The sequence below is a fragment of the Hymenobacter sp. genome (assembly GCF_036387835.1).
In the GTDB taxonomy this organism is placed as follows: Bacteria; Bacteroidota; Bacteroidia; order Cytophagales; family Hymenobacteraceae; genus Hymenobacter.
Window position 1 is genome coordinate 42,212 of record NZ_DASVSY010000044.1, and the last position, 20,262, is coordinate 62,473.

Consider the following 20,262-nt stretch of genomic DNA (forward strand, 5'->3'; position numbering starts at 1 on the left):
CAATCAGAGTGAGGTGGTCTAGATTAGCCGCACAGAAACAGGACGTATATTTCCTGAGTCATGAGCGTAAAAAGCAGCAAGTCCACGCCGGACAAACGGCGCAAATACGACGCCGCCTTCAAAGTTGAGGCCTTGCGCCTGGCCAGCGAGAGCCGCAGCACGCAGGCCGCCGCCCAGCAGTTGGGCATCAGCCCCAAGCTGCTCTACCGCTGGCAGCAGGCCCAACTCGTGGCCGAAGTGGGCAACGTGGAAGTGGCCTGCGACCCGGAAGTGCGGCAACTGCGAGCCCAACTCAAACGGGCCGAGCAAGAGCTGGATATTTTAAAAAAAGCCTTGGTCATCTTTGGCCAGCCGACCCGGTGAGTACTTACCAGCACATTGCCCAACGGCGGGCTCAGGTGCCGGTGCGGCAACTCTGCCAGGTGCTGCGCGTAGGGCCGAGCGCGTACTATGCGTGGCAACGGCGACAAAAACCGGCGCCCGAACCGGCTTGGCAAATAGCCGTACGCAAGGAGTTTACCTGGCATTCCGCCCGTTACGGCACCCGTCGCTTACGCGCCGAGTTGCACGCGCAAGGGCACGTAGTGGGCCGCTGGCGCATCCGGCGAACGTTGGCTACCGCCGGCCTGCGGGCCCAACAGCCCCGCTCATTTGTGCCCCGCACCACCGACTCCGCCCCCAGCGTACGCACCGCCCCCAACCGCTTACTGGGCCAGCCCGCGCCCACGGCGCCCAACCAGGTCTGGGTGGGCGACATCACCTACTTGCCCAAACAGGGCGGCGGGTGGCTGTATCTGGCCACCTGGCTCGACCGCTACTCCCGCAAGGTAGTGGGCTGGGACGTGCGCGAGTCGATGCCCGAAGACCTCGTGAGCGAGGCCCTGCGCCGCGCCCTAGCCGTGCGCCAGCCCGCGCCCGGGCTCATCGTCCATTCTGACCAGGGCAGCCAATACTCGGCTACCGCTTTCCAGGCCTTAGTCGCTCGTCATGAAGCGGTACAGAGCATGAGCCGGCGCGGCAACTGCTACGATAACGCCCACGCCGAGTCGTTTTGGAGTCGACTCAAAACGGAATTGCTAGATGGCGGCAGCTTCCGCAACCTAGCGGAAGCACGGCTGGAAATCAGTCACTACATCGCCTATTATAATGCCGAACGGTGCCATTCCGCCCTCGGCTATCTCGCCCCCAATCACTTCGAAATTAACTTTCTAACTGCGTCCTAACTCTGTGCGGCCTAGCTAGACCACCTCAGTAGAAACCACCAGGATAAACCGGAGGTGGTCGAGTAAGCTTGGTACGTAGCTCCGTCAAAAAGAAGAAGCAGCTACCGCAAGGGGACCCGCAACAACGGCCCGTATTTTACGCCCTTCCCCCGTTCCGCATAGAATAAGCAAATCACCGTTTTTTTGAGACAAGAAAAGTGATTTAGCGCATTAGTAAAAGCGCCATTAAGCGTTTGTTATGACTGGCCACACAGCTTCAGAGGCATGCGTTGGCCTAGAAACTAGAGGCTTAGTGCGGAGAATAGGTGCTATATTTACCGCATATTATGCGGAGAATACAGCCTTATATTCATCAACTGCCGACGTGGCCGAAGTTTACTTGGCAGCCGGCCACCTTGGAAAGGTTGCTTGGCGCCGTGCGGCACCAGCAGGGGCGTCTACTTGGCCGGCTCGATAGCCTGGGTCTGGAGTTGAGAGCGGAAGCGACCCTACAGACGCTTACGCTGGACGTGCTCAAGTCCAGTGAAATTGAAGGGGAACTGCTCCCACCCGCCTCGGTGCGCTCCTCGCTCGCTTATCGCCTGGGCTTGGACCAGGCCGGCTTGCCGCCGGTTGATCGGCGGGTAGAAGGCGTGGTGGCCATGATGCTCGACGCCACCCAACAGGCCGAGGCGCCGCTGACCGCCGAGCGCCTATTTGAGTGGCACCACGCCTTGTTTCCCACGGGGCACAGTGGCTTGTACCCGCTACGAGTAGGCGTGTGGCGTACGGGCCCTATGCAGGTCGTCTCTGGTCCGATGGGGCGGGAACGAGTACACTACGAGGCTCCTGCCGCTGACGGGTTGGCAGCGCAGATGCAGCAGTTCCTGACGTGGTTCAATGCCCCGTTGGAGATGGATCCCGTCCTCAAAGCCGCCATCGCCCACTTCTGGTTTATCACCATCCATCCCTTCGATGACGGCAATGGCCGCATCGCCCGCGCCATTGCCGATCTGCAACTAGCCCGGGCCGATGGCAGCGCCCAGCGATGCTATAGTATGTCGGCCCAGATTCAGGCCGAGCGCCAAACCTATTACGATCTACTGGAGACCAGCCAGCGCGGCCCACTAGATCTGACGCCCTGGCTGACGTGGTTTCTACAGTGCTTGGGGCGGGCGCTCACGAATGCCGAGCAAACCCTGGCGCAGGTGCTGGCCACGGCCCGGTTTTGGGAGCAGCATCGGCTCACGCCGCTCACAGAGCGGCAGCGCCGGCTGGTGCAGCGGCTGCTTGACGGCTTTGAGGGCAAGCTGACTACCTCGAAGTGGGCACGTATGGCTAAGTGCTCCCAGGACACGGCCGGACGCGACATTGCCGATCTGATCGACAAGGGTATTCTGCTCAAAGAAGGCGCAGGTGGCCGGAGTACCAGTTATCGCCTAGCACCAGAGGAAACTAGCTACTAAGAACGAACACGGCTTATCCGTTGTACGCGTGGGCCTCGATTATACAGTGGCAGGAGATCGGTCCAAAACTGCCCAAATCTTAGCTTGTCACGTTTGTTGAACGGACGTGGCTGTTGCAGAAGTCACTATGCCCCCTGCAGGCGAGGTATCGACGAGTAGAACCTACCTATAATGGCGATTAAACGAATCTTTTATTCACGTTGCATGGCGAGCCGACCCCAGTTCGAAGCTACTCACCGGGTTCTGCAACAGCCACGACCGTTCGTAAAATGACAAATCAGCAGGAATGCTTGTGCAGGGCTGTTAGACTAGCATCACGGCCCTACAATACCGTTTTTGGAAGGCCGAAATCAGTTGGAGAAGCTATGCTAGTAACCAGCCGCCAACCTCCTTGCAGATGAGCATGGGCCTGGGGACCAACATAGGCATAGGCGACACGCTTGAACTTCTTGACTAGCTTAGTCCAGGCGCCATAGAGGGCTAGCGAAGCCGCATCCGTGGCCAAGGTGCTTGCACCACTAGCGATGAGTACACCGGGTTGAAAGGTGCCACCAAGTGTTAGAAGCATACTCTGCGGATTGACTAACTGATCGATGAAGTAGCGTACGCCTCCTGCCCGTTGGGTGACCGTTCGCATGGTAAGCGTGGTTCCAGCGGGAAGTAGTAAGAGGCGGGGCGCATGGTTCCAATCGCCTGTGCGCGCAGTACCTAGCGCAGGAACGTCCAGCAAGGAAGTATAAGTGGGGATACGACTGGTCTCAAAGACTCCCGCCTCATAGTAGTGACACTGAGTAGTCGCCTCAAAAGCAGTAATGAGCTGTCGCAGATCTTGCTGCTCCGCGTAAAAAGTAATCTGTTTACCTCGCATGATAGGCACTCAATATAGACACTGCCTTCTAAGAGTACCCATTTCAGCCAGCATAATACTGAAGTTAGAAACAGTGCTTATTCCAAGGTGGTGATTATAATAAATCTTATGTTTAGGGATTATTCCTAGATAAGGAGCGACTTTACAAAAGCGCCCACTCGAGAGAAAGTTCTGTTTGCCTAGGCTCCTGAAAGCGCTTGACTTAGAGTTTGCGAAACGCATCTCTTTGCGCCATTTCGTAAATGAGAAATCGTAGACGGGTTTCGTAAACTCGTCCTGCGATACAGCGGCCTGCTGGCACCTGGCGCTGGCCAGCTACTAGGCGTTCACCGAAAGGAGCATTTACTTTTAGACACCTTCAATCACGTAGGGGCTTGATTCTTTACGCGGCTCCTTTGCTTTAGCTGGCGTATTGCGACATGATGGCATGTACGAACAAGTCAGAGCCTTCTCCCAACAGGTCCCGACGTTTGCGGGCCGCTACTGCGTCGGGCACTTGGTCGCGGTACTCGAACGCGGTGTCCACGCGCAGCAAGAACAGCACCGCCTCCAAAAAGGACGCGTCTTGATAAGACCACGAGACCACGTTGTTTAAATCGTGGAGTGAGTCGTAATAGTTGAAATAGAACAGAGTCGCAAAGTTGGGGCTCACGCAGAGGTTACAGTCATCGTAAAGTGTTCCGAATTCCAGCACGTCTTCGCCCCCCGGGCCGGTGAGGGGTGTGAAGGCGCGAAACCACCGGAGGCCGGCAAAAAACAAGTCGTGGACGGTGGTGCCGGTGATGAGCGTTTCCACGTGGCTGCGGCCCGGCGGGACGCCGCTCACCACCCGCACATCAAACTGCCCGTGCACTTCGCGTTCGTAGTCGGCGTTGGCGTACCGCGCGCAGCTCTTCGGCCGTGGGACGGCACGCGTGGACCTGTGCGACAAACTGTTCTATTTCCATCAATATCAAGGTACAGGTAGGTTTTCTTGAAGCTGGTCTGAGGGCACTCGCTGTGTTCAGAAAAAGGGTCGTTTTTTGGGACCGACGAGACCAGTGTCTCGTCCTGGAAAAAGTTGACCGTTGTCTCGTCCGGAAAAAGTTGACTGTCCGATCCGAAACTATTGTTGACAGTGCAAAGCCTTAGCGCGGAGGATTGTTCCGCGAACGGTGCGTGGTCGAAGTAGTGGTAATGGTTGCTTGAGCAAAGAAGCGCTTGCGTTGGTCAACCGGCTACTGTAGCCGGACGCGCCGGACCAAAGGGACTTGGCCATCCACTGCCACGCGCAGTAGATAGCTACCGGCGGGCAGGTGCGCGACGGGCAGCGTGAGTTGCTGCGGCTGCGTTGCAGGCAACGGAACCGGCTGCACCAGCACTACCCGCCCGAGGACGTCAACGAGCGAAAGCGTTGCAGGCCCCGGGCTTGGCAACGCTGGCAGGGCCACTTGTAAACTGGTAGAGGCCGGCACCGGGAAAACTGACAGGGAAGTCGCCCAACGTGGTTCCAAATTTTTTAGGGGCAGCACCGCCGCCATTTTTAAGACCCAAAAGTTAACAAGTCCATAATTGTACTGGGTTTTATTTCCTAAAGCAGGCAGCCCACTCGACGAACTGCTACCGGCCAACAGACAAGTTCCATCGGCTAGTTGGGCGATGGCATTCAGCCGATCAATGCTCTCTCCGCCGTATCGCTGCTCCCACACCAAGTTACCTTGCTCGTCCAGGCGCAGCAACCAGTAGTCACAATAGCCCCAATTCGGTTGGGTTTTGTCTCCGCCACTGCCCGACCAGGAACTGCCGCCCAGCAAATAGCCTCCTGCCACGGGGTGAAGGGCCGTTAAGTTTTCTTCCAGATTCCCCCCAAAGCGCTGATCCCAGTCCACGCTGCCGGCTGCGTTTACTTTTACGACCCACATATCCTTATCGCCCCGGCTGGGCTGGGATTTTTCGCCCCCCACTCCGGAAGTGGACGTGCCCCCGAGGATGAAACCGCCATCCGGAGTCAGCTGCAGAGAGGAAAGCACATCATCATTCGGGCCGCCGTAGGTACGGTCCCATTCCTTGACGCCCAGCGCGTTCACCTTGACCACCCAGTAATCCTGGCCCCCCCGACTCGGCTGCGTTTTACCCACGCCCATGGGCGAGGCGGAAGTGCCCGCCAACAAGAAGCCGTTATCGGGAGTACGTCGGATGATGCGTAACTCCTCATGCGCTGTTCCGCCGTAGCGGGTACTCCACTCCCGGGTGCCGGCGGCGGAGAGTTTGAGCAGGAAAAAATCGTACTCGCCATTACCATGCCCGTTCGTTTCCCCGGCCAGCAGGTAGCCGCCATCCGCCGTCTCGAGTAGATCATGCAACTGATCATTGCCCCCGCCCCCCACCGAGCGGTCCCAGACCTTTTGACCAGTACTGGTGGTCTTCACGACCCAGAAATCACGGGGGCCCACGTTATTTTCGCTTTTGTCTCCGTCCTGATAGAGCGTGCTAGAGGAGCCGCCCAGCACGTAGCCCCCGTCGGCCGTGGGGCGCACAACGGCTAATTGGTCTTCCCCGGACCCACCGAAGCGTTGATCCCATTGCTGCACCCCCTGTGCCGAGAGCTTAATCAACCAATAATCGCGGGCGCCCTGCGCGGCTTGCGAGTGGGTGCCGAAAACGCCCGAGGTAGAACTGCCTGCTACTATACAGCCGCCGTCGGTGGTCGGGACGAGAGCGGCCGGCTCGTCTTGCCCGTTGCCGCCATAGGCATGGTCCCAGAGCTTGGCCGGGGGCAACTGCTGCGCCAGGGAGGGCGCATTTGGCCATGTGGCCAGCGCCAGGAGCAGGAGTCTGCCCCAGCGCCAGACCCCCGCTCGAAAAGGGCTTCTATGCCGACCGAGCGGGACAACCAGAAAGTGCGAAGAGGGCGTAGGAAGAAGTAAATCCATAAAAGAGCATATAAAGGATATCGAGCAGGTAGTTCCTCGCTTTTTGGTTCTGATGGCGTCGTTTCCGGGGAGTGAAAATCTTTTTGTATTATTAGTTGTCAAGGCCTTGCGGAGCCAGTGAGGCAAACAGAGGGTTTGTTGCCCCACCCTAGGGCCTATCCCGGGGGTAAGTGCCTGCGCCGCAATCGACCCTAAAAAGATAGCTTTGGGGTAAGACCACGAAGAATAGATAAGTAACGAAAGTATATACTTAGAGGAAACATACAATAATATTAGCTATACAGGTGCTATAATAACAAAACAATTATACCTGTTATTATTAAAACGCAAGTTGTTCGTAGGTGATTTTTGCTTCTGTGGCCCATCGGACAGTTGTCTCGTTTGCGGCGAGCTTCGCGTAAGGACTGAAGGTACCCTCTGGTGATGGACCCATAGCTTGGCCTCTTGCCAAGGTCTACTTCAAGTGGCATTATACTAAGACCATTTCCAATGTACCGAATAACGGGTAGTGGAGTTGGAGCACTCAGCAGGGTCTACTGGCCTTACTAAGTGCTTGTCACTTCACTAGAAGGTTCCTCCTTAACACGTAACTCTTGAGCAGACGAGCAGTTAAATGCAAAAAGCCTCAGCTGATGCCAGGGCTTTCTTGTTGTCGAGGGCAACGATAGGATCCTAGATACGCCTTGTAGGGCGCAAAACTTGCTCCTCCTTCTGCTCCGTTACGGCCTGTTGAGGTGCCGGGTAAAAGCGTTCGTTTTTCGGATTAATGCTGCCCTTAAGGGGATCGAGTTGCATGGTTGCGTCGAAGCGCGCCTTTCCATCGCCAGTTACCATGCCCTCAAGCCGCACTGGTTTGCCTTCCAGCAACTGTTGCTGCTGCTCCGGTTTAAGCGTCAGTCCGTTGATCACCTGCGGAACCCGCTGGTTTCCCTGGCGCACGGCGACCACTTTGTTCATCTCTTTGTCGATGGCAATGTAGGCGGCAAACGGCTGGCCTTGGCTGTCTTTCAGGCCATCGGTGAGCACCACCCCGGTCTGCTGCAGCTGCTCTTTCATCGCGGGCGTAAGTTGCTTGCCCATGATCTGCGCCGGGATTTCCAACCGGTGCTTGGGTAGTTCAAAGTGCAGACTGGCTGTTCCTTCCGCATCCCGTTGCAGCACCAGTTTAGCGGCAAACGGAATGGGTTCGCCTTGCTGATTTCGAAGGCTAAAGGTGGCAACCAAGTCCGTTTTTTTGCCTGCCAGGAGCTTTTGCAACTGGCCTGTACGTTCCAGCTCGGCCGCTTGCACGCCCATTTTCGCCAGCAGTTCGAAGGGGATGTCTTCCCGAACAAAGGCCTTGAGGGCAACGCTTGGGGCGACGGGTGCTGGTGGGGTAAAGGTCGCTCCCGTAGCCGCGGCACGAGTAGTTAGATTCTCCTCGGCTAAGGCCTGCACCTTAGCTCGCACGGCCGGACTCAGCAGCGAGGCTACCCGGGCTTGCACGGCCGGCGTTGGCTGCAGATCGGCGGCGGAAGGTTTTGGCGCTGGCGTAGCCGGCGGCAGGCTGGCAACTACTTTCTCGGTGGGCTTCGGCGCCGTCTGCTGCGCAAGCGCATAATTCTCTGTGAAGTTGCTGACAAAGCTTACTACCACGCCATTGCGCACCGTGATATCGAGCAGGCCAGCGCCATCAAGGGCATCACCCGCCTTGCGCAAGCTGCGGGCATGCGGCAGACTTTTGAGCACGGGATCTTTCTCAATCACTTCCCCAATGTTCTTGAGCACCTTGCTGACCGACTCCCCTTTTAGGCTGTCGCCCGCTGTTGAGAGGTGGGTTGATTTTGCGCCCACAGCGGCACCAATGACTTTGGCGGCCTCCTCCAGCTGTGATGCCTCCAGCGTTTTACCGCTTTTGCGTAAAGCGTTCACAACCGGTTGGGCGTGGAGAAGGAATTCGTCCCGCATCTCGTCAACAGAGAGGCTCACCGGCTTTTTAGCGGGTTCGGGTACCTGCCTTGCAGGCGCTGGTAACCGTTCAGAACTAGATGGGGTTTCGGCTTGGTGTAGCATGTACAAATGGGCTAAAGGTGAATCAGATAGCTCCCCCGTGGGCGCATCCTCTCCTTAAAAATAAAGACTATTGATTGAAATAATCAATAATAATCTTAAATTCATTTACCCCATATCTCTTTTCACTCCACGGCTGCCGAATCCTTGGGTACTGAATCTTTCAGAGTAGAGGTGTTATCATCCAAATAATGCTCGAGCTGGTGTTTGAGAGAAACTAGAAACGAACGATCCTTGGCTAAATCTTCGGCCTTAACTTCAGCATCCAACAACATGGGGACTTCCGCGTTATTTTCCAGCAGGATCCAGGCGGGATTACAGCCCTTGCGGTAAAAGAACTGGGTGAGGGTCAGAAAAGTCTCGATGGTGCCGGCCCCATTCAACTCCATGCGCGCAATGATGTTCTGCGTGAGCCCGGTTTCTTCCGCAATGCTGGCTTGCGACCAGTTTTGGTCGGGGTGCTGTGCGGCCAGCTCCCCGCGCAGGTGAGCTAAGCGCTTGCCAATAAGGTGCTTCATTAAGGTTGATTGATAACAGGTGTGTGTGCTAGCGCTTCCGGTCGGTTGTTTGCGCGAGCCGTTGCAACTCGCAGTCCACAATATTCCCAATTTCCTCCTTAATTCTGCGATAGTTGGCTTTAATAATCTCCTCCGTGCGGTCCTGGCCGGTTTGCGAGTCCGTGAAATTGGCCATTTCCGGGATGTCCTGGTAAGCTTGCTGCTCCCGCGTGGTCTGCGCCGCATCCACCACGATCCGCGCGTGGAATACCTTTTGCTCGATTTCTTCCCCGAAGTTATCGGCCACTGCGCCTACGAAGGTGCCTTGCGTCAGGCTCGAAATCTTACTGGCCGGTATCATACTATCCAGCTGGGTGGACAGGCTGGTGCTCGTGTCGCGGCTGTTGACGCTCACCGACTGTCGCCGCTGAAGAATGCGGCCGAAGCGTTTGCTCAACAACTCAGCACTCTCGCCCGTGACCTGCCCCGAGATGAGATTGCCGATCACTTCCTGGATGGCGGTAGACTCGGCCTTGCCGTAATCACGGTCCAACTGGGCTTTGGTTTGAATGCCGAGGCAGGTGGACACTTTATTGCTGCGGGCGGTGGCAATCAGATCATCGAGCCCTTTCAGATAAATGGTGGGCAGTTCATCGATGATCACCGACGATTTAAGCTTGTCCTTCTGGTTGATCAACTTGAGAATACGGGCGTTGTAGAGCCCCAAGGCAGCCCCGTAAATGCCTTTGCGCTCGGGGTTGTTGGCCACGCACAGCACCTTGGGCTGAGCGGGGTTGTTCAGATCGAGCGTGAAGTCGTTGCCGCTCATCACCCAATAGAGCTGCGGGGAAGCCAGGCGGGAAAGCGGAATCCGGGCGCTGGCAATTTGCCCCTCCAACTGTTCCATCGCCTTGCCTTCGAAGGCCGAAATAAAGGGCCGCACGTAGTTCTCGATCTCGGGATACGAAGCCAGGATGGGGAACATCTCCTCGTACTCCCGCCCCAAAAATTCAATGACGTGGGGAAAGGTGCAGTAGCGGCCGCCCTGATAGAGCTTTAAAAACCAGATAATGGCCGCTACAAAGTTGATGGGCGACTCGACAAAGAACTCGCCCTGCTTCTCGATCCACTTCTTATTGAGATTAAGCATGATGGTAGCCGAGGCCTCGTAGGCGTCCATAATATCGGTCATCATGGAGGGCAGCAGCGGATTGCAGCGGTGGCTTTTGCGGGGGTCATCGAAGTTGATGACGTAGAAGCGCACCAGACTTTGGTACTTGTCCTGATGCTTCAAAAGCTCGTTGTAGGCAATGCGACTCAAGTCGGGAAACTTGAAGTCGTAGACGTACATGGCAAAGCCCTTGGCCAGGTGCTGCTTGATGAACTGGTTGATCACCGCATATGATTTGCCCGAGCCCGGCGTGCCATACACAACCGTGGCGCGGAACGGATTCACGATGTTGACCCATCCCCGGCGCTGCTTGCCTTTGAGCTGGTACGTGGTAGGCAGATTAACCGAGAACTCGTTTTCCATCTTCCGCTCCTCCTGCGGAAACGTCTCATTCTCCAGGTTGAAAATGTCGCTCATCAGGTTCACCTTCAGCAGGCGGCTAATAGAGTTACCCGCCCGCAGCAGCAGCAGGAAACCTACGCCCATCGTGCCGGCATACAAGGCCGTAACCGTGGCCAGCTTGTAGGGTAGATCCAGCAGCAGACCGCTCCCAAAGAAAAGTGTTACCCCTAACACCAGGCCCACCATAATAGGCGTCCACGTCTGGCCTTCTCTAGGCTTGCCACGTGTACCCAGACACGAAAGCGCCAAGAATACCAGTGCCGCCACCTTCGTCACGTAGGGAGCCTGAAAGAGGGCCGTTTTAGTGCTGAACCGCGTTAGCAGCCTGCCTGACCAAGCCGCCGTCAAGTGCTGCTCGGTAAAGAACCCATAGCAATAGTAGTACACGTGCAGCAGCACGAGCGCCACGCTGATCAAGCGCATGAAGTCCATGATCTTCTTTAAGCCTCTTTCGTCTTCCATGGGTGCTTGGGTGGTTAGGGTAAGCTGATGGCAGGATAGATTCCGACTGCGTTGGATTGGTGGGGGATGCCAATCCAATTTTGAATTGGCCTATTGCTGACTCTTTCTTGGTCTGGTTTACTCGTGGGGTCTCAGAGCCGGGGCGCCGCCGGCGGCGGCGGTTCTCATTTTCGTTCCGCTCCGCATCGTCCGTAAGCAAGCCGTTGACGGGGTCGAGTTCATTGCCAGAAGTAGCCGACGCAAAACTGCGTTGGCTGACAACCTCACCTGGCTTGAGTAGGTCCTGGGTGCGGTGGGCTTCGGGTCGGAAGGGTCGGAAGTGGTCCCTTAACTGCTTGGCTTTTATGCCTACCTCCGTGCCCTTGACACTGCTGGCAGCATAGCGAAAGCTGGTGCCCACGAGCACGCCTTTGCCATCCCGTTTGAGGTGGGTTTCAATCGCATGCTTCTGCAGGTGGGCTATTAGCTGGTCAAGGCATCGAATACGTTCATCCTGGAGCGCGGCGGCGAGTACGTCCCGCACGTGGCTGCGGGCTACTTCTTTGCTTGGATCAAGGTCCTTGGTTTTCTGCTGCCGTTCGGGCAAGGGGGCCATGCCCAGCTGCTGGCGAATCTGGCGCGTGGCCAGCACGTTGCGCACATAGTTTTGATCACTGCGCAGAGCCGGCCCGCCATCCATAGGCACGCGGTTGATGTAGATATGAAGATGGGGATGCTGCTTGTCCTTATGCTCGTACACGGCCACTTGGTGGCGCTGCAGACTAGCGCCCATCAGCTCACAGTAAAGCGCCGCCGCCTGTAGCTTTTGCTCGCGGTCGACCACTTCGCCCGGGGCCCACGACAAAATAGTATGCCACACGGGCAACTGAATCCGGCTGCTCATCTCGGCCACCGCCCGCATTTCAGCGGCAATGCCATGCGGGTCATGGCTGCCGATATTGGACAAGCTTAATAATTCCGACTGCTTATTGGTGCGGTCAGAACGCAGGCCCGCACCATACTCCAACGCCCCCGTAAAATCCGAGCCGGTAACTGTCTTGGCAATCATTTCAGCGTCTCCAGTAAGCGGGTGGCCAAGTCCTTCAGCATCTCTATGCTCACCCCGTTAAGCTTGCCTGCGTTAGCCAGGCGAGTCAGCTGATTGAGGTTGTTGCCTGCCGTGCTGATCTGCCGCCGCAGTTCATTAGGCACCTTCTCTACCACCCTTTTTCCGAGCGCAGCCCGCCGAATATACTCGCCGGTTGTTAGGCCAGCCCTATCGGCTTTGGCCTTAATTAACTCCTTCTCGGTGCTGGTAATTCGCAGATTGATATGCTGCTCTTTGTTTGCTTTTGCCTCGCTTGGGGGGGCTGATTTGGGTAGCTGCTGCTCTTCCATCTTGGCGCCTGGTTAAGTCTGCTTTTAGCAAGACAAGGGAAATAGCTTGCGTCAATTTCCCGGTTGCCTTTGGGCGTGTGAACCGCAGGTTTGTGCGCACAAAGACATGGCTTGCTGGACTACATGAGGGTTACTGAAGAATGATTTTAAAAGAGCCTCTGAAGATTATAACCTTATAAGATTGCAAGGTTGGAGGATTGTAATCTTCAGGCCGCTTGAGAAGAGAAAAAACACTGCGCTTAAATCACTTATCCGAGAGTGCCAGCCTGTAAGATTATAATTTCGCTGCCTTATGAAATCATAATCTTATGAGCCTAGGAAACCACGTGATTGTAACCTGGAAAGATTGTAGCCTTATGATTTCAGGAAGTTGGTATTTCACAATCTTTCAATCTTATCATTTTAGGAGTTCATAGGATTACCGCTTTGCAGAACTGTAATCTTGCAACCTTATAATCCTATACTCTTTCAACTTTACTACCTCGTAAGATTATAAAGCAGCAATCCTGTGAGGTTAATAGGTGGAAGGATTGTGAGCTTGTTAAGTGCATTGCTTATGCCTTGCCATTGGATCAAAGCAGCACTGACGTAAACCTATCAAAAATTTAATCAATATTATTGATAATATAACTTAAGCGTATTACGTTTGTGATGCGCCTCTTAACTGCCTTTGGCTACTCACTTTTACCGAAGGGTTCCAACCTCCTAGCATATGAGTAAGACGAAGTACATTTCTATTTCTTCGCAGAAAGGAGGCGTGGGTAAATCAACCATCACCACGTTAATCGCCTCTCACTTCCATTTCACTACGCCACTCAAGGTGGTCGTCGTGGATTGCGATTATCCGCAGTGGACGGTTGAAAACTTTCGGCAGGATGAGCTGGAGCTCTTTAAAAAGACTCCGGAGAAGATGGCTGAATTCAAAGCATTTGGCAAGAAGGCTTATGCCATCCTCAAGTGCCAGGTAAAGGACGCGCGGGAACAGCTCGAAGACTTGGAGGGAGCTGTTGATTTGGTATTGGTGGACACGCCGGGTACGCTCAATATTGCCGGCATTCCTGAACTATGGCGCAAGCTGGATTACATCTTCATTCCAATTGAACCCGACGCGGCGACCATTAACTCGACGCTGGCTTATACCGATGTACTACGCCACTATACCAACCAGCCAGATAGCAGCCTGAAAGGGTTCTACTGCTTCTGGAACAAGTTTGTGAAGAGTGAAAAACAAACCTTTTTCAACCAAACCGAAAAGATATTTCAGGAGGAGGGAGTCACTCTGCTAGCCTCTCGTTTAGAACAAAGCGTTGCGTATCGCAAATCCGAAGTGCGCTCAACGATGACGCCTATGCGCAAGGAGTTTTATCATTTGGGAATTAAGAGCCTGATAGAGGAAATACAAGCCATTGTCTTTCCAGTTAAGGAAGCCGCTTCCGTAACGGAACCTGCCTAATTCTTCTTGCCAACCCCGCCCTTACTTCCTTATCCAATGGCCTCCAACGACGACGAATTGGTTGATGTGCTGCAGACTGCCAGCAGAAGAAGACGCCCTGGTGGTGCTTCCGCTCCTGAGCAACCCGCAACCGAACCTGCCCCAACTGAATCAGTAGCCTCGCTAGCACCTGTTCCCACGACGGAAGCAAATTCCTCTGCGGAGCTTTCTGACTCTGCCCCGGCTGAGTTGGCAGCTCAGCCGGAGCACGACCCAAAACCAGAGCAAGTGGCCCCTAAGCCAATGGCCGCCATGGCCACTGACTATGCCAGCCAGCTGCTTAAGTGCGCCCGCGGCAAGAAAGGCAAAAGCATCCAGTTGGATGAAGAGAACCACAGTGCTTTAACTCATATTGCCGCTACCATGGGCGGCGTTACGATCGCCGACTTACTGCATAACATTGTTCGCCTTCATTTTCAGGAATACGGGCCTGCCATTCAGCAGCTGCTGAAAGAAAAGGAAGCCCTGAATAAAAAGAAAAAGCTGCCGTTTCAGCGCTCCTAGCGCCCCTTAACCGCCCTTTGCTATCTAAGTCCGCCTGCTCGAAAAACACAGGTGTTAGCTACTGCTTTGCCCTTTTCATTGCGACCTGTTACCCGTTTTCTTATGTTCAACGCTATCTCCTGGAGTCAATATGGCCTCACTGTTTTTCTGCTGCTGGTTGCCTACTACGCCTATGTGCTGGCGGTCTATTACCGGCCGGAAATCAGCACGCTGCTCAAAGGCCGACTAGGCGCAACCAACGCGCCGCCTGCTGGACCCGATACGCTGGGGCAGGGAACTGCTCGGACGCTACGCGGAGCTTCCTCCCTGATTGTTCCTTCCATTGTGGTGGCCCCTCCTGCTCCGTCACGGGTTGAAGCCAGTGAGCTGCAAGTCGAGGAGGTTGGTACCGAGGATTCTCCTCTAGAAGAGGAGGTGGAGAGTGAGCACCAAGTAGCCATGGGGGAGGTCGAGGAAACAACCTCAGAAATGGAAGAAGTGGGAAGCCTAGCTTCCGAAGTGGAGGAAACCTCTTCCCTGATTCCGATAGCGGACTTGCGCGAATTCGCTAACAAGGTGGAACGTGGGGAAGTCACCGCTGAGAATGCCAACGAAGTCCCCGAAGCCTTGGAAAATACGGCCTTGCTGCAGGACCTCTTCACCGCCAGTCTTGCGCGGCGTCGGTCCTCTCTGGCAGTTCTGGAGGATTTGTAGTCTAATCATTTTTCAATTACCCATTTTAAACCATTTTCTACTCTTACCCTTTACCGCCATGTTCACCAAACGCCAAACCCTCAAATTCCAAAGCAAGAAGATTCTCAGCGCCGCGCTGCTCGTGCTTGCCGCTGCTAACAGCGCCAACGCGCAGGGCGGCCTCGGCGCCGGTACGACCGGCATCGAGCAGGCCACTACTGCCATCACCGACTACTTCGATCCGGCAACGCTGCTCATTTATGCCATCGCCGCGATTGTGGGCCTGGTGGGGGCCATTAAAGTATTCAGCAAGTGGAACTCCGGTGATCAGGACACGCAGAAGTCGGCGATGAGCTGGTTCGGTAGCTGCATCTTCCTGGTGGTGGTGTCTACGATTCTGCGCGCCTTCTTCCTCTAAGAAGATGAGCCACTACCCGCTGAATAAGGGCGTCAACAAACCGGTCGAATTCAAAGGGTTGGTTGGCAGCCGCTACCTCTTCCTGCTACTCGGGGGGCTCGGCGGCGTGTTTTTGGGCTACATCGCCCTTTACGTCGCCGGCTTGAGTTCCTACCTAACATTGCCCCTGGCTATTGGCGGCGGCTTCTTTTGGGTTACCCGGGTGTTTGCGCTGAGTTCCAGGTATGGGGAACACGGCGCCATGAAGCAGCAGGCCAAAAGCCGGCAACCGAAACGAATTGTCAACCGCACGCCCCGCCTGTTTAAAGACCTGAAACGATGAGTTACTTACTCCAACCAGCCGCCACGCTCGAACAGAAGCAGCCCATCTACAAGGTGGAAGCGAACTGCCTCATCAGCAAAAACGCCGACGTGACGGTGGCGTATCGCCTGGAGCTGCCCGAAATCTTCACGCGCTCCCAACAGGACTACGAATCGATGCAGGCCAACTTCAGCAAGGGCATTCGCCTGCTGCCCATCAACTCGGTGGTACACAAACAGGACTGGTTTGTAGAAGACAAGTATGCGCCCGGCTTCGAGGAAGATTCCACCCTGCTTTCCCATGCTTATCAGCAGTACTTCTACGAGCGGCCGTTCCTCAACCACCACTGCTACTTGTTCATCACGAAAACCGCCTCCAGCCGTGAAAACTGGAATAGCCTGAGCACGCTGCTTTCCCGGGCCAAGATTGTTCCCAAGAACATGATGGACGAAGAGCAACTAGCTGAGTTCTTTACGGCGGTGGGGCAATTCGTGCGAGTGCTGGCCGACGCTGGTATCACGCTTACCCAGCTGACGGATGATGACCTTTGCGGCACGGAAACCACATCGGGCCTGCTGGAGAAGTACCTGAGCCTCGACCTGCGCGACCACGCGCCCTCGGTCGATATTGATTTCACGGATGGGCTGAAGGTGGGTTCCAAGGCCTGCTGCTGCTACTCGTTGGGGCGCCTGGATGATCTGCCCGCTGCCCTACAGACAGACACCAAGTATGGCCCTCTGAGCAAAGACAATTCTCCCTTCTACGTGGGCTTCGCGGCGCCACTGGCGTTGCTGCTGCCGGTCAACCACCTCTACAATCAGTACGTGTTTGTCGATGACCACAAGAAGACGCTGAAGATGTTCGAGAAGAAGCGTGACAACATGAACGCGCTGGCCCTCTACTCGCGCGAGAATGCCATCAACAAGGAATTCTACGACCAGTTTCTGAACGAAGCCCACAGCTTCAACAAGCTCTCGGTGCGGGCGCACGCGAATGTGCTGGCCTGGACGGAAAACCCGCACGAAGAAAAGAACCTGCGTGAAACGGTGGGCGCGGTCATGACGTCGCTTAACTGCGCGACCCGGCAAAATACCGTGGACATCGGGGCCTTGTTCTGGGCCGGCATTCCGGGCAACGCCGGCGATTTCCCCGGCGAAGAGACCTTCTACACCTTCGAGGAGGCGGCCACTTGCCTGTGGAGCGTGGAAACCAACTACCGCGATTCCTCCAGCCCGTTCGGCATCAAGCTCTCCGACCGCCTCAGTGGGAAGCCGGTGCACGTGGATCTGTCGGACGAGCCGATGAGGAAGGGCATCATCAAAAACCGCAACAAGTTCGTACTCGGACCTTCTGGTTCGGGCAAGTCATTCTTTACGAATGGCATGGTGCGGCAGTATCACGAGCAGGGGGCGCACGTGCTGCTGGTTGATACCGGCAATTCCTACAAGGGCCTGTGTGAGCTCAAGGGAGGCGTTTACTTCACCTACGAGGAAAGCAAGCCCATCAGCTTCAACCCCTTTTATGTAGTCGGGAAGCCTGACGTGGAAAAGCGCCAGAGCCTGCACACGCTGATTCTGACGCTTTGGAAGTTTGCCGATGAAAAAGTAACGCAGTCGGAATCGGTGTCCATTTCGACTGCTATTTCGCAGTATTACCAGCTGCTCGCGGCGGACGCCACCATCAAGCCTAGCTTCAACACATTCTACGAATTTCTGCAAGGACCTTACCGGGCGCACCTGGCCACGGTCGAAGTACGGGAGAAGGATTTCGATTTGAAAAACTTCCTCTACGTGCTTTCTCCTTACTACAAAGGGGGCGAATACGATTACTTACTCAACTCGAAAAAGCAACTGAACCTCACGCAGGAAAGCTTTATCGTATTCGAATTGGATAACATCAAGGATCACCCGATTCTGTTCCCGGTGGTGACGCTGATCATCATGGACACCTTCCTGCAGAAGATGCGTCAGTTGAACGGCATTCGGAAGATGATTTTGATTGAGGAAGCCTGGAAGGCGCTGGCCACGGCCAACATGGCCGAGTACATCAAGTACTTGTTCAAGACCGTCCGTAAGTTCTTCGGCGAAGCCATCGTCGTCACGCAGGAGATTGACGACATTATCAGCAATCCCATTGTCAAGGACACGATTATCAACAACTCGCACTGCAAAATCATGCTGGACATGAACGACTTTTTGAGTCGTTTTGATGATATTCAGCGCATGATGAGTTTGTCGGATAAGGAAAAAAACCTAGTGCTTTCCATCAACCGTAACAACCGGCCTGGTCCCAAGTACAACGAGGTATTTATTTCCTTGGGCGGGCGTATCTCGAAGGTGTATGGGGTGGAAGTATCGAAGGAGGAGTATGTGACTTACACGACCGAGCAAACCGAGAAGATGCCCCTCTTTGCTAAGGTCGAAGCGGGCATGCCGATGGAGGAAGCCATTCAGGTCTACGCCGAAGAATTGCGGCAAGCTGGCTAGAACAGAAGGGAAGAAAAGAGTAACTGCCACTATACAATCATGCCCTATGAAAACCACCGCTTTGTTTTTACTAGCCAGCCTGCTGTTCTATTCCTGCGGAGAAGATGCGGCTTCAAAAAAGCTGGCGTCCGATACCGAGGCTCGCGTGACGGCGTCTATTCAGCAGCTGCTCGTGCAGGCCGGCGACAAAGCGGGCACTACGTCCTACATCATCGCGGTGCACAATTGGTATCAGAGTGATGTGCCGAATCTGATCAAGCTCAATCCCAAGGCGGAAACTATCTATAAAACGCATGCGGCTATTCTGCAGGAAGTCGCGGCTAATGAACCGAAGCTGGTGAAGCATTCGAGCCTGAGACCAGAGCAGGCAGAGGGCATTCGATCTGGCTATAAAAAACTGGTCGACGAAAGCGCAGCCCGAGTGCAGGAGTTGTCGGCGCTGGCGACGAGTGAAACGACAATGAGCGAGGCCGAGCAACTAAAGTATGTCTCCGACCTAGCTGACAAGCAAACGCATCACTTAGCCCTAGTAAAATACTTCACCAAAAGGACGGCCAATACACTGGCGCTGAGGGAGCAGGAAAAAAGAGGTCAGCAGTATCGATTGGAGAACTTCGGCCACTATTAATCGGGCTGTAGCCCATCACACTTACTAACACTTCCAGGGTATGAAAAAGACACGGATTTTCCTGTGTTTGGCCGCGCTTTGCCTTTTTGGTAAGCCTGACGCGCAAGCACAAGCAGTGGTTTCCGCGCCCGTTTTGGAGGGCACCAACTTTATTCAGACGGGCTTGCAAGCTACGTTGAAGGCCCTCAACACCACCGCCAATAAGCTGGTCAATAATGGGGTGGTCGAGCAGGTGCTCACCAAGGGCTTCACCGAAAAGAACATGCTGCTGGCCAAGAGCTGGTACGACGGGCTGCTGCAGGTGAGCAACACGATCAGGACCTACCGCCGGGTGCAGCACATCTTCGAGCGGCAGGCGGCCATCATCACCATCTACTCCACCTACATCGGCAAGTTCAAACAGGACCCCAACCTGTCGCCAGCGCAGGTGCAAGGGATGGTGCGGGGCTACACTGTCCTGATTCAGGAGTCGGCTTCTTACCTGGATGATCTAACGGCTATTGTCTCGCCCCTCAAAGCCAAGATGACCGATGCCGAGCGCATGGAGCTCATTGATACGCTCGACGACAAGGTGACCCATCAGTACGACCTGGTGAGCTACTTCACCCGCCGCAACATGGCTATCTCCCTGCAGCAAAGTAAGGCGCAACGGGAGATGCAGCAGATCAAGCAACTCTACGGCCTGGCCAAGTAAGCAACATGAAAAAGCTACTCGGTTACTTCGCCCTCGGAGGCATGACACTACTGGCGTTGCCGGCGCGGGCCCAGTTCGTGGTTTCCGTCCCCATTGCGGAGGGCCAAGCCTCTAAGCAGGCGGGCCACCAAGGGTTTCTGACGACGCTTCGTGCTATTGGTAATACCATCGTCAAGAAGGGCACCGATCAGCAGGCGATCATCAAGCGGCTGACCGACCAGACGGCCCTGATGCACGAGGAATGGTATTCGAGTCTGCTCAAAATCAATTCCGTTGTCAAGGATTATAAGCGGGTAAAGAATATCTGGACCTACCAGAGCCGGACGCTCGATCTGTACACGCAGAATATAGGGCAACTGCGGCAGAACCCCTACCTGACGCCAGCACAGGTGCAGGGTATGGTCAAGGGCTATACCGTACTGCTCGCTGACAACGTGGGACTGCTCGATGAGTTGACCGTCGTTCTCACGCCGTCGGCCGCGAAGATGACCGACGCGCAGCGCCTGAAGTTCATCAACAAGATTTCCGACAAGGTGGTCCACCAGTATCAGCTTGTGGCCTATTTCACCAAACGCAATCAAGCTATTGCCGCGCAACAGGGGCAGGCTGCCCGTGAATCACAACTTCTGAAACAGCTCTACGGTCTCTCCAACTAACTGCA

At 55.2% G+C, this 20,262-nt stretch carries 19 protein-coding genes; 12 read left to right on the forward strand and 7 right to left on the reverse strand.

Annotated elements, in window-relative coordinates; genetic code table 11:
• Nucleotides 1-60: 60 nt before the first annotated feature.
• The 3 genes from VF639_RS09005 (at nucleotide 61) to VF639_RS09015 (ending at nucleotide 2,668) form a co-directional block, all read left to right on the forward strand.
• Nucleotides 61-363, forward strand: coding sequence for a transposase (locus tag VF639_RS09005; protein WP_331145561.1), 303 nt, complete (start codon nucleotides 61-63; stop codon nucleotides 361-363).
• Nucleotides 360-1,223 carry an IS3 family transposase gene (locus VF639_RS09010; protein ID WP_331145562.1) on the forward strand — a complete coding sequence of 288 codons (864 nt, stop codon included), beginning with the start codon at nucleotides 360-362 and terminating at the stop codon, nucleotides 1,221-1,223. Before VF639_RS09005 ends, VF639_RS09010 begins: the two co-directional genes overlap by 4 nt.
• Before the next feature lie 326 nt (nucleotides 1,224-1,549).
• Nucleotides 1,550-2,668, forward strand: coding sequence for a Fic family protein (locus VF639_RS09015; protein ID WP_331145563.1), 1,119 nt, complete (start codon nucleotides 1,550-1,552; stop codon nucleotides 2,666-2,668).
• 1,268 nt (nucleotides 2,669-3,936) lie between these two features.
• On the opposite strand, the gene VF639_RS09020 is transcribed toward VF639_RS09015, so the two are convergent.
• The 7 genes from VF639_RS09020 to VF639_RS09050 form a co-directional block, all read right to left on the reverse strand.
• Nucleotides 3,937-4,467, reverse strand: a complete 531-nt coding sequence (locus VF639_RS09020; protein ID WP_331145564.1) for a hypothetical protein — start codon at nucleotides 4,465-4,467, stop codon at nucleotides 3,937-3,939.
• A gap of 286 nt (nucleotides 4,468-4,753) precedes the next feature.
• Nucleotides 4,754-6,448: a T9SS type A sorting domain-containing protein gene (locus VF639_RS09025; protein WP_331145565.1), complete on the reverse strand. Its 1,695-nt coding sequence runs from the start codon at nucleotides 6,446-6,448 to the stop codon at nucleotides 4,754-4,756.
• A 672-nt stretch (nucleotides 6,449-7,120) separates the two neighbouring features.
• Complete coding sequence (locus tag VF639_RS09030; RefSeq protein WP_331145566.1) at nucleotides 7,121-8,359, reverse strand: DUF3945 domain-containing protein; 1,239 nt, start codon at nucleotides 8,357-8,359, stop codon at nucleotides 7,121-7,123.
• A 263-nt stretch (nucleotides 8,360-8,622) separates the two neighbouring features.
• On the reverse strand, nucleotides 8,623-9,015 hold the full coding sequence (locus tag VF639_RS09035; protein ID WP_331145567.1) for a helix-turn-helix domain-containing protein: 393 nt from the start codon (nucleotides 9,013-9,015) through the stop codon (nucleotides 8,623-8,625).
• A 28-nt stretch (nucleotides 9,016-9,043) separates the two neighbouring features.
• Entirely contained in the window at nucleotides 9,044-10,975 is a 1,932-nt protein-coding gene (mobC, locus tag VF639_RS09040) for a conjugal transfer protein MobC (RefSeq protein ID WP_414654694.1), read from the reverse strand.
• Entirely contained in the window at nucleotides 10,869-12,077 is a 1,209-nt protein-coding gene (locus tag VF639_RS09045; protein WP_331145568.1) for a relaxase/mobilization nuclease domain-containing protein, read from the reverse strand. Before VF639_RS09045 ends, mobC begins: the two co-directional genes overlap by 107 nt.
• Complete coding sequence (locus tag VF639_RS09050; protein ID WP_331145569.1) at nucleotides 12,074-12,406, reverse strand: plasmid mobilization protein; 333 nt, start codon at nucleotides 12,404-12,406, stop codon at nucleotides 12,074-12,076. The genes VF639_RS09045 and VF639_RS09050 overlap by 4 nt, the downstream gene beginning before the upstream one ends.
• 712 nt (nucleotides 12,407-13,118) lie before the next feature.
• Here VF639_RS09050 and VF639_RS09055 point away from each other — a divergent pair.
• From VF639_RS09055 to VF639_RS09095, 9 genes are all read left to right on the forward strand, one after another.
• On the forward strand, nucleotides 13,119-13,859 hold the full coding sequence (locus VF639_RS09055) for a ParA family protein (protein WP_331145570.1): 741 nt from the start codon (nucleotides 13,119-13,121) through the stop codon (nucleotides 13,857-13,859).
• A gap of 36 nt (nucleotides 13,860-13,895) precedes the next feature.
• The gene (locus VF639_RS09060) at nucleotides 13,896-14,402 is read left to right on the forward strand and encodes a DUF3408 domain-containing protein (protein ID WP_331145571.1); all 507 of its coding nucleotides are present in this window, start codon (nucleotides 13,896-13,898) and stop codon (nucleotides 14,400-14,402) included.
• A gap of 102 nt (nucleotides 14,403-14,504) precedes the next feature.
• Nucleotides 14,505-15,095 (forward strand): hypothetical protein, encoded by a 591-nt coding sequence (locus VF639_RS09065; RefSeq protein WP_331145572.1) that lies wholly within the window; start codon nucleotides 14,505-14,507, stop codon nucleotides 15,093-15,095.
• Between the two features lie 58 nt (nucleotides 15,096-15,153).
• The gene (locus VF639_RS09070; RefSeq protein WP_331145573.1) at nucleotides 15,154-15,492 is read left to right on the forward strand and encodes a DUF4134 domain-containing protein; all 339 of its coding nucleotides are present in this window, start codon (nucleotides 15,154-15,156) and stop codon (nucleotides 15,490-15,492) included.
• A 4-nt stretch (nucleotides 15,493-15,496) separates the two neighbouring features.
• Nucleotides 15,497-15,814: a DUF4133 domain-containing protein gene (locus VF639_RS09075; protein ID WP_331145574.1), complete on the forward strand. Its 318-nt coding sequence runs from the start codon at nucleotides 15,497-15,499 to the stop codon at nucleotides 15,812-15,814.
• Complete coding sequence (locus VF639_RS09080) at nucleotides 15,811-18,279, forward strand: TraG family conjugative transposon ATPase (RefSeq protein WP_331145575.1); 2,469 nt, start codon at nucleotides 15,811-15,813, stop codon at nucleotides 18,277-18,279. Before VF639_RS09075 ends, VF639_RS09080 begins: the two co-directional genes overlap by 4 nt.
• Nucleotides 18,280-18,325: 46 nt before the next feature.
• A complete protein-coding gene (locus tag VF639_RS09085; protein WP_331145576.1) occupies nucleotides 18,326-18,907 on the forward strand; it encodes a hypothetical protein in 582 nt (193 codons plus the stop codon).
• Nucleotides 18,908-18,947: 40 nt separating this feature from the next.
• Entirely contained in the window at nucleotides 18,948-19,601 is a 654-nt protein-coding gene (locus VF639_RS09090; RefSeq protein WP_331145577.1) for a hypothetical protein, read from the forward strand.
• A gap of 5 nt (nucleotides 19,602-19,606) precedes the next feature.
• Nucleotides 19,607-20,257, forward strand: coding sequence for a hypothetical protein (locus VF639_RS09095; RefSeq protein ID WP_331145578.1), 651 nt, complete (start codon nucleotides 19,607-19,609; stop codon nucleotides 20,255-20,257).
• The last annotated feature ends 5 nt before the right edge of the window (nucleotides 20,258-20,262 follow it).

What these genes read in the sequence shown, in the direction of transcription:
- VF639_RS09070 (WP_331145573.1), top strand. Translation starts at nt 15,154, where the DNA reads ATGTTCACCAAACGCCAAACCCTCAAATTCCAAAGCAAGAAGATTCTC.
- VF639_RS09095 (WP_331145578.1), top strand. Translation starts at nt 19,607, where the DNA reads ATGAAAAAGCTACTCGGTTACTTCGCCCTCGGAGGCATGACACTACTG.
- VF639_RS09015 (WP_331145563.1), top strand. Translation starts at nt 1,550, where the DNA reads ATGCGGAGAATACAGCCTTATATTCATCAACTGCCGACGTGGCCGAAG.
- VF639_RS09065 (WP_331145572.1), top strand. Translation starts at nt 14,505, where the DNA reads ATGTTCAACGCTATCTCCTGGAGTCAATATGGCCTCACTGTTTTTCTG.
- VF639_RS09080 (WP_331145575.1), top strand. Translation starts at nt 15,811, where the DNA reads ATGAGTTACTTACTCCAACCAGCCGCCACGCTCGAACAGAAGCAGCCC.
- VF639_RS09090 (WP_331145577.1), top strand. Translation starts at nt 18,948, where the DNA reads ATGAAAAAGACACGGATTTTCCTGTGTTTGGCCGCGCTTTGCCTTTTT.
- VF639_RS09035 (WP_331145567.1), bottom strand. Translation starts at nt 9,015, where the DNA reads ATGAAGCACCTTATTGGCAAGCGCTTAGCTCACCTGCGCGGGGAGCTG.
- VF639_RS09005 (WP_331145561.1), top strand. Translation starts at nt 61, where the DNA reads ATGAGCGTAAAAAGCAGCAAGTCCACGCCGGACAAACGGCGCAAATAC.
- VF639_RS09075 (WP_331145574.1), top strand. Translation starts at nt 15,497, where the DNA reads ATGAGCCACTACCCGCTGAATAAGGGCGTCAACAAACCGGTCGAATTC.
- VF639_RS09050 (WP_331145569.1), bottom strand. Translation starts at nt 12,406, where the DNA reads ATGGAAGAGCAGCAGCTACCCAAATCAGCCCCCCCAAGCGAGGCAAAA.
- VF639_RS09025 (WP_331145565.1), bottom strand. Translation starts at nt 6,448, where the DNA reads ATGGATTTACTTCTTCCTACGCCCTCTTCGCACTTTCTGGTTGTCCCG.
- VF639_RS09045 (WP_331145568.1), bottom strand. Translation starts at nt 12,077, where the DNA reads ATGATTGCCAAGACAGTTACCGGCTCGGATTTTACGGGGGCGTTGGAG.
- VF639_RS09085 (WP_331145576.1), top strand. Translation starts at nt 18,326, where the DNA reads ATGAAAACCACCGCTTTGTTTTTACTAGCCAGCCTGCTGTTCTATTCC.
- VF639_RS09055 (WP_331145570.1), top strand. Translation starts at nt 13,119, where the DNA reads ATGAGTAAGACGAAGTACATTTCTATTTCTTCGCAGAAAGGAGGCGTG.
- VF639_RS09060 (WP_331145571.1), top strand. Translation starts at nt 13,896, where the DNA reads ATGGCCTCCAACGACGACGAATTGGTTGATGTGCTGCAGACTGCCAGC.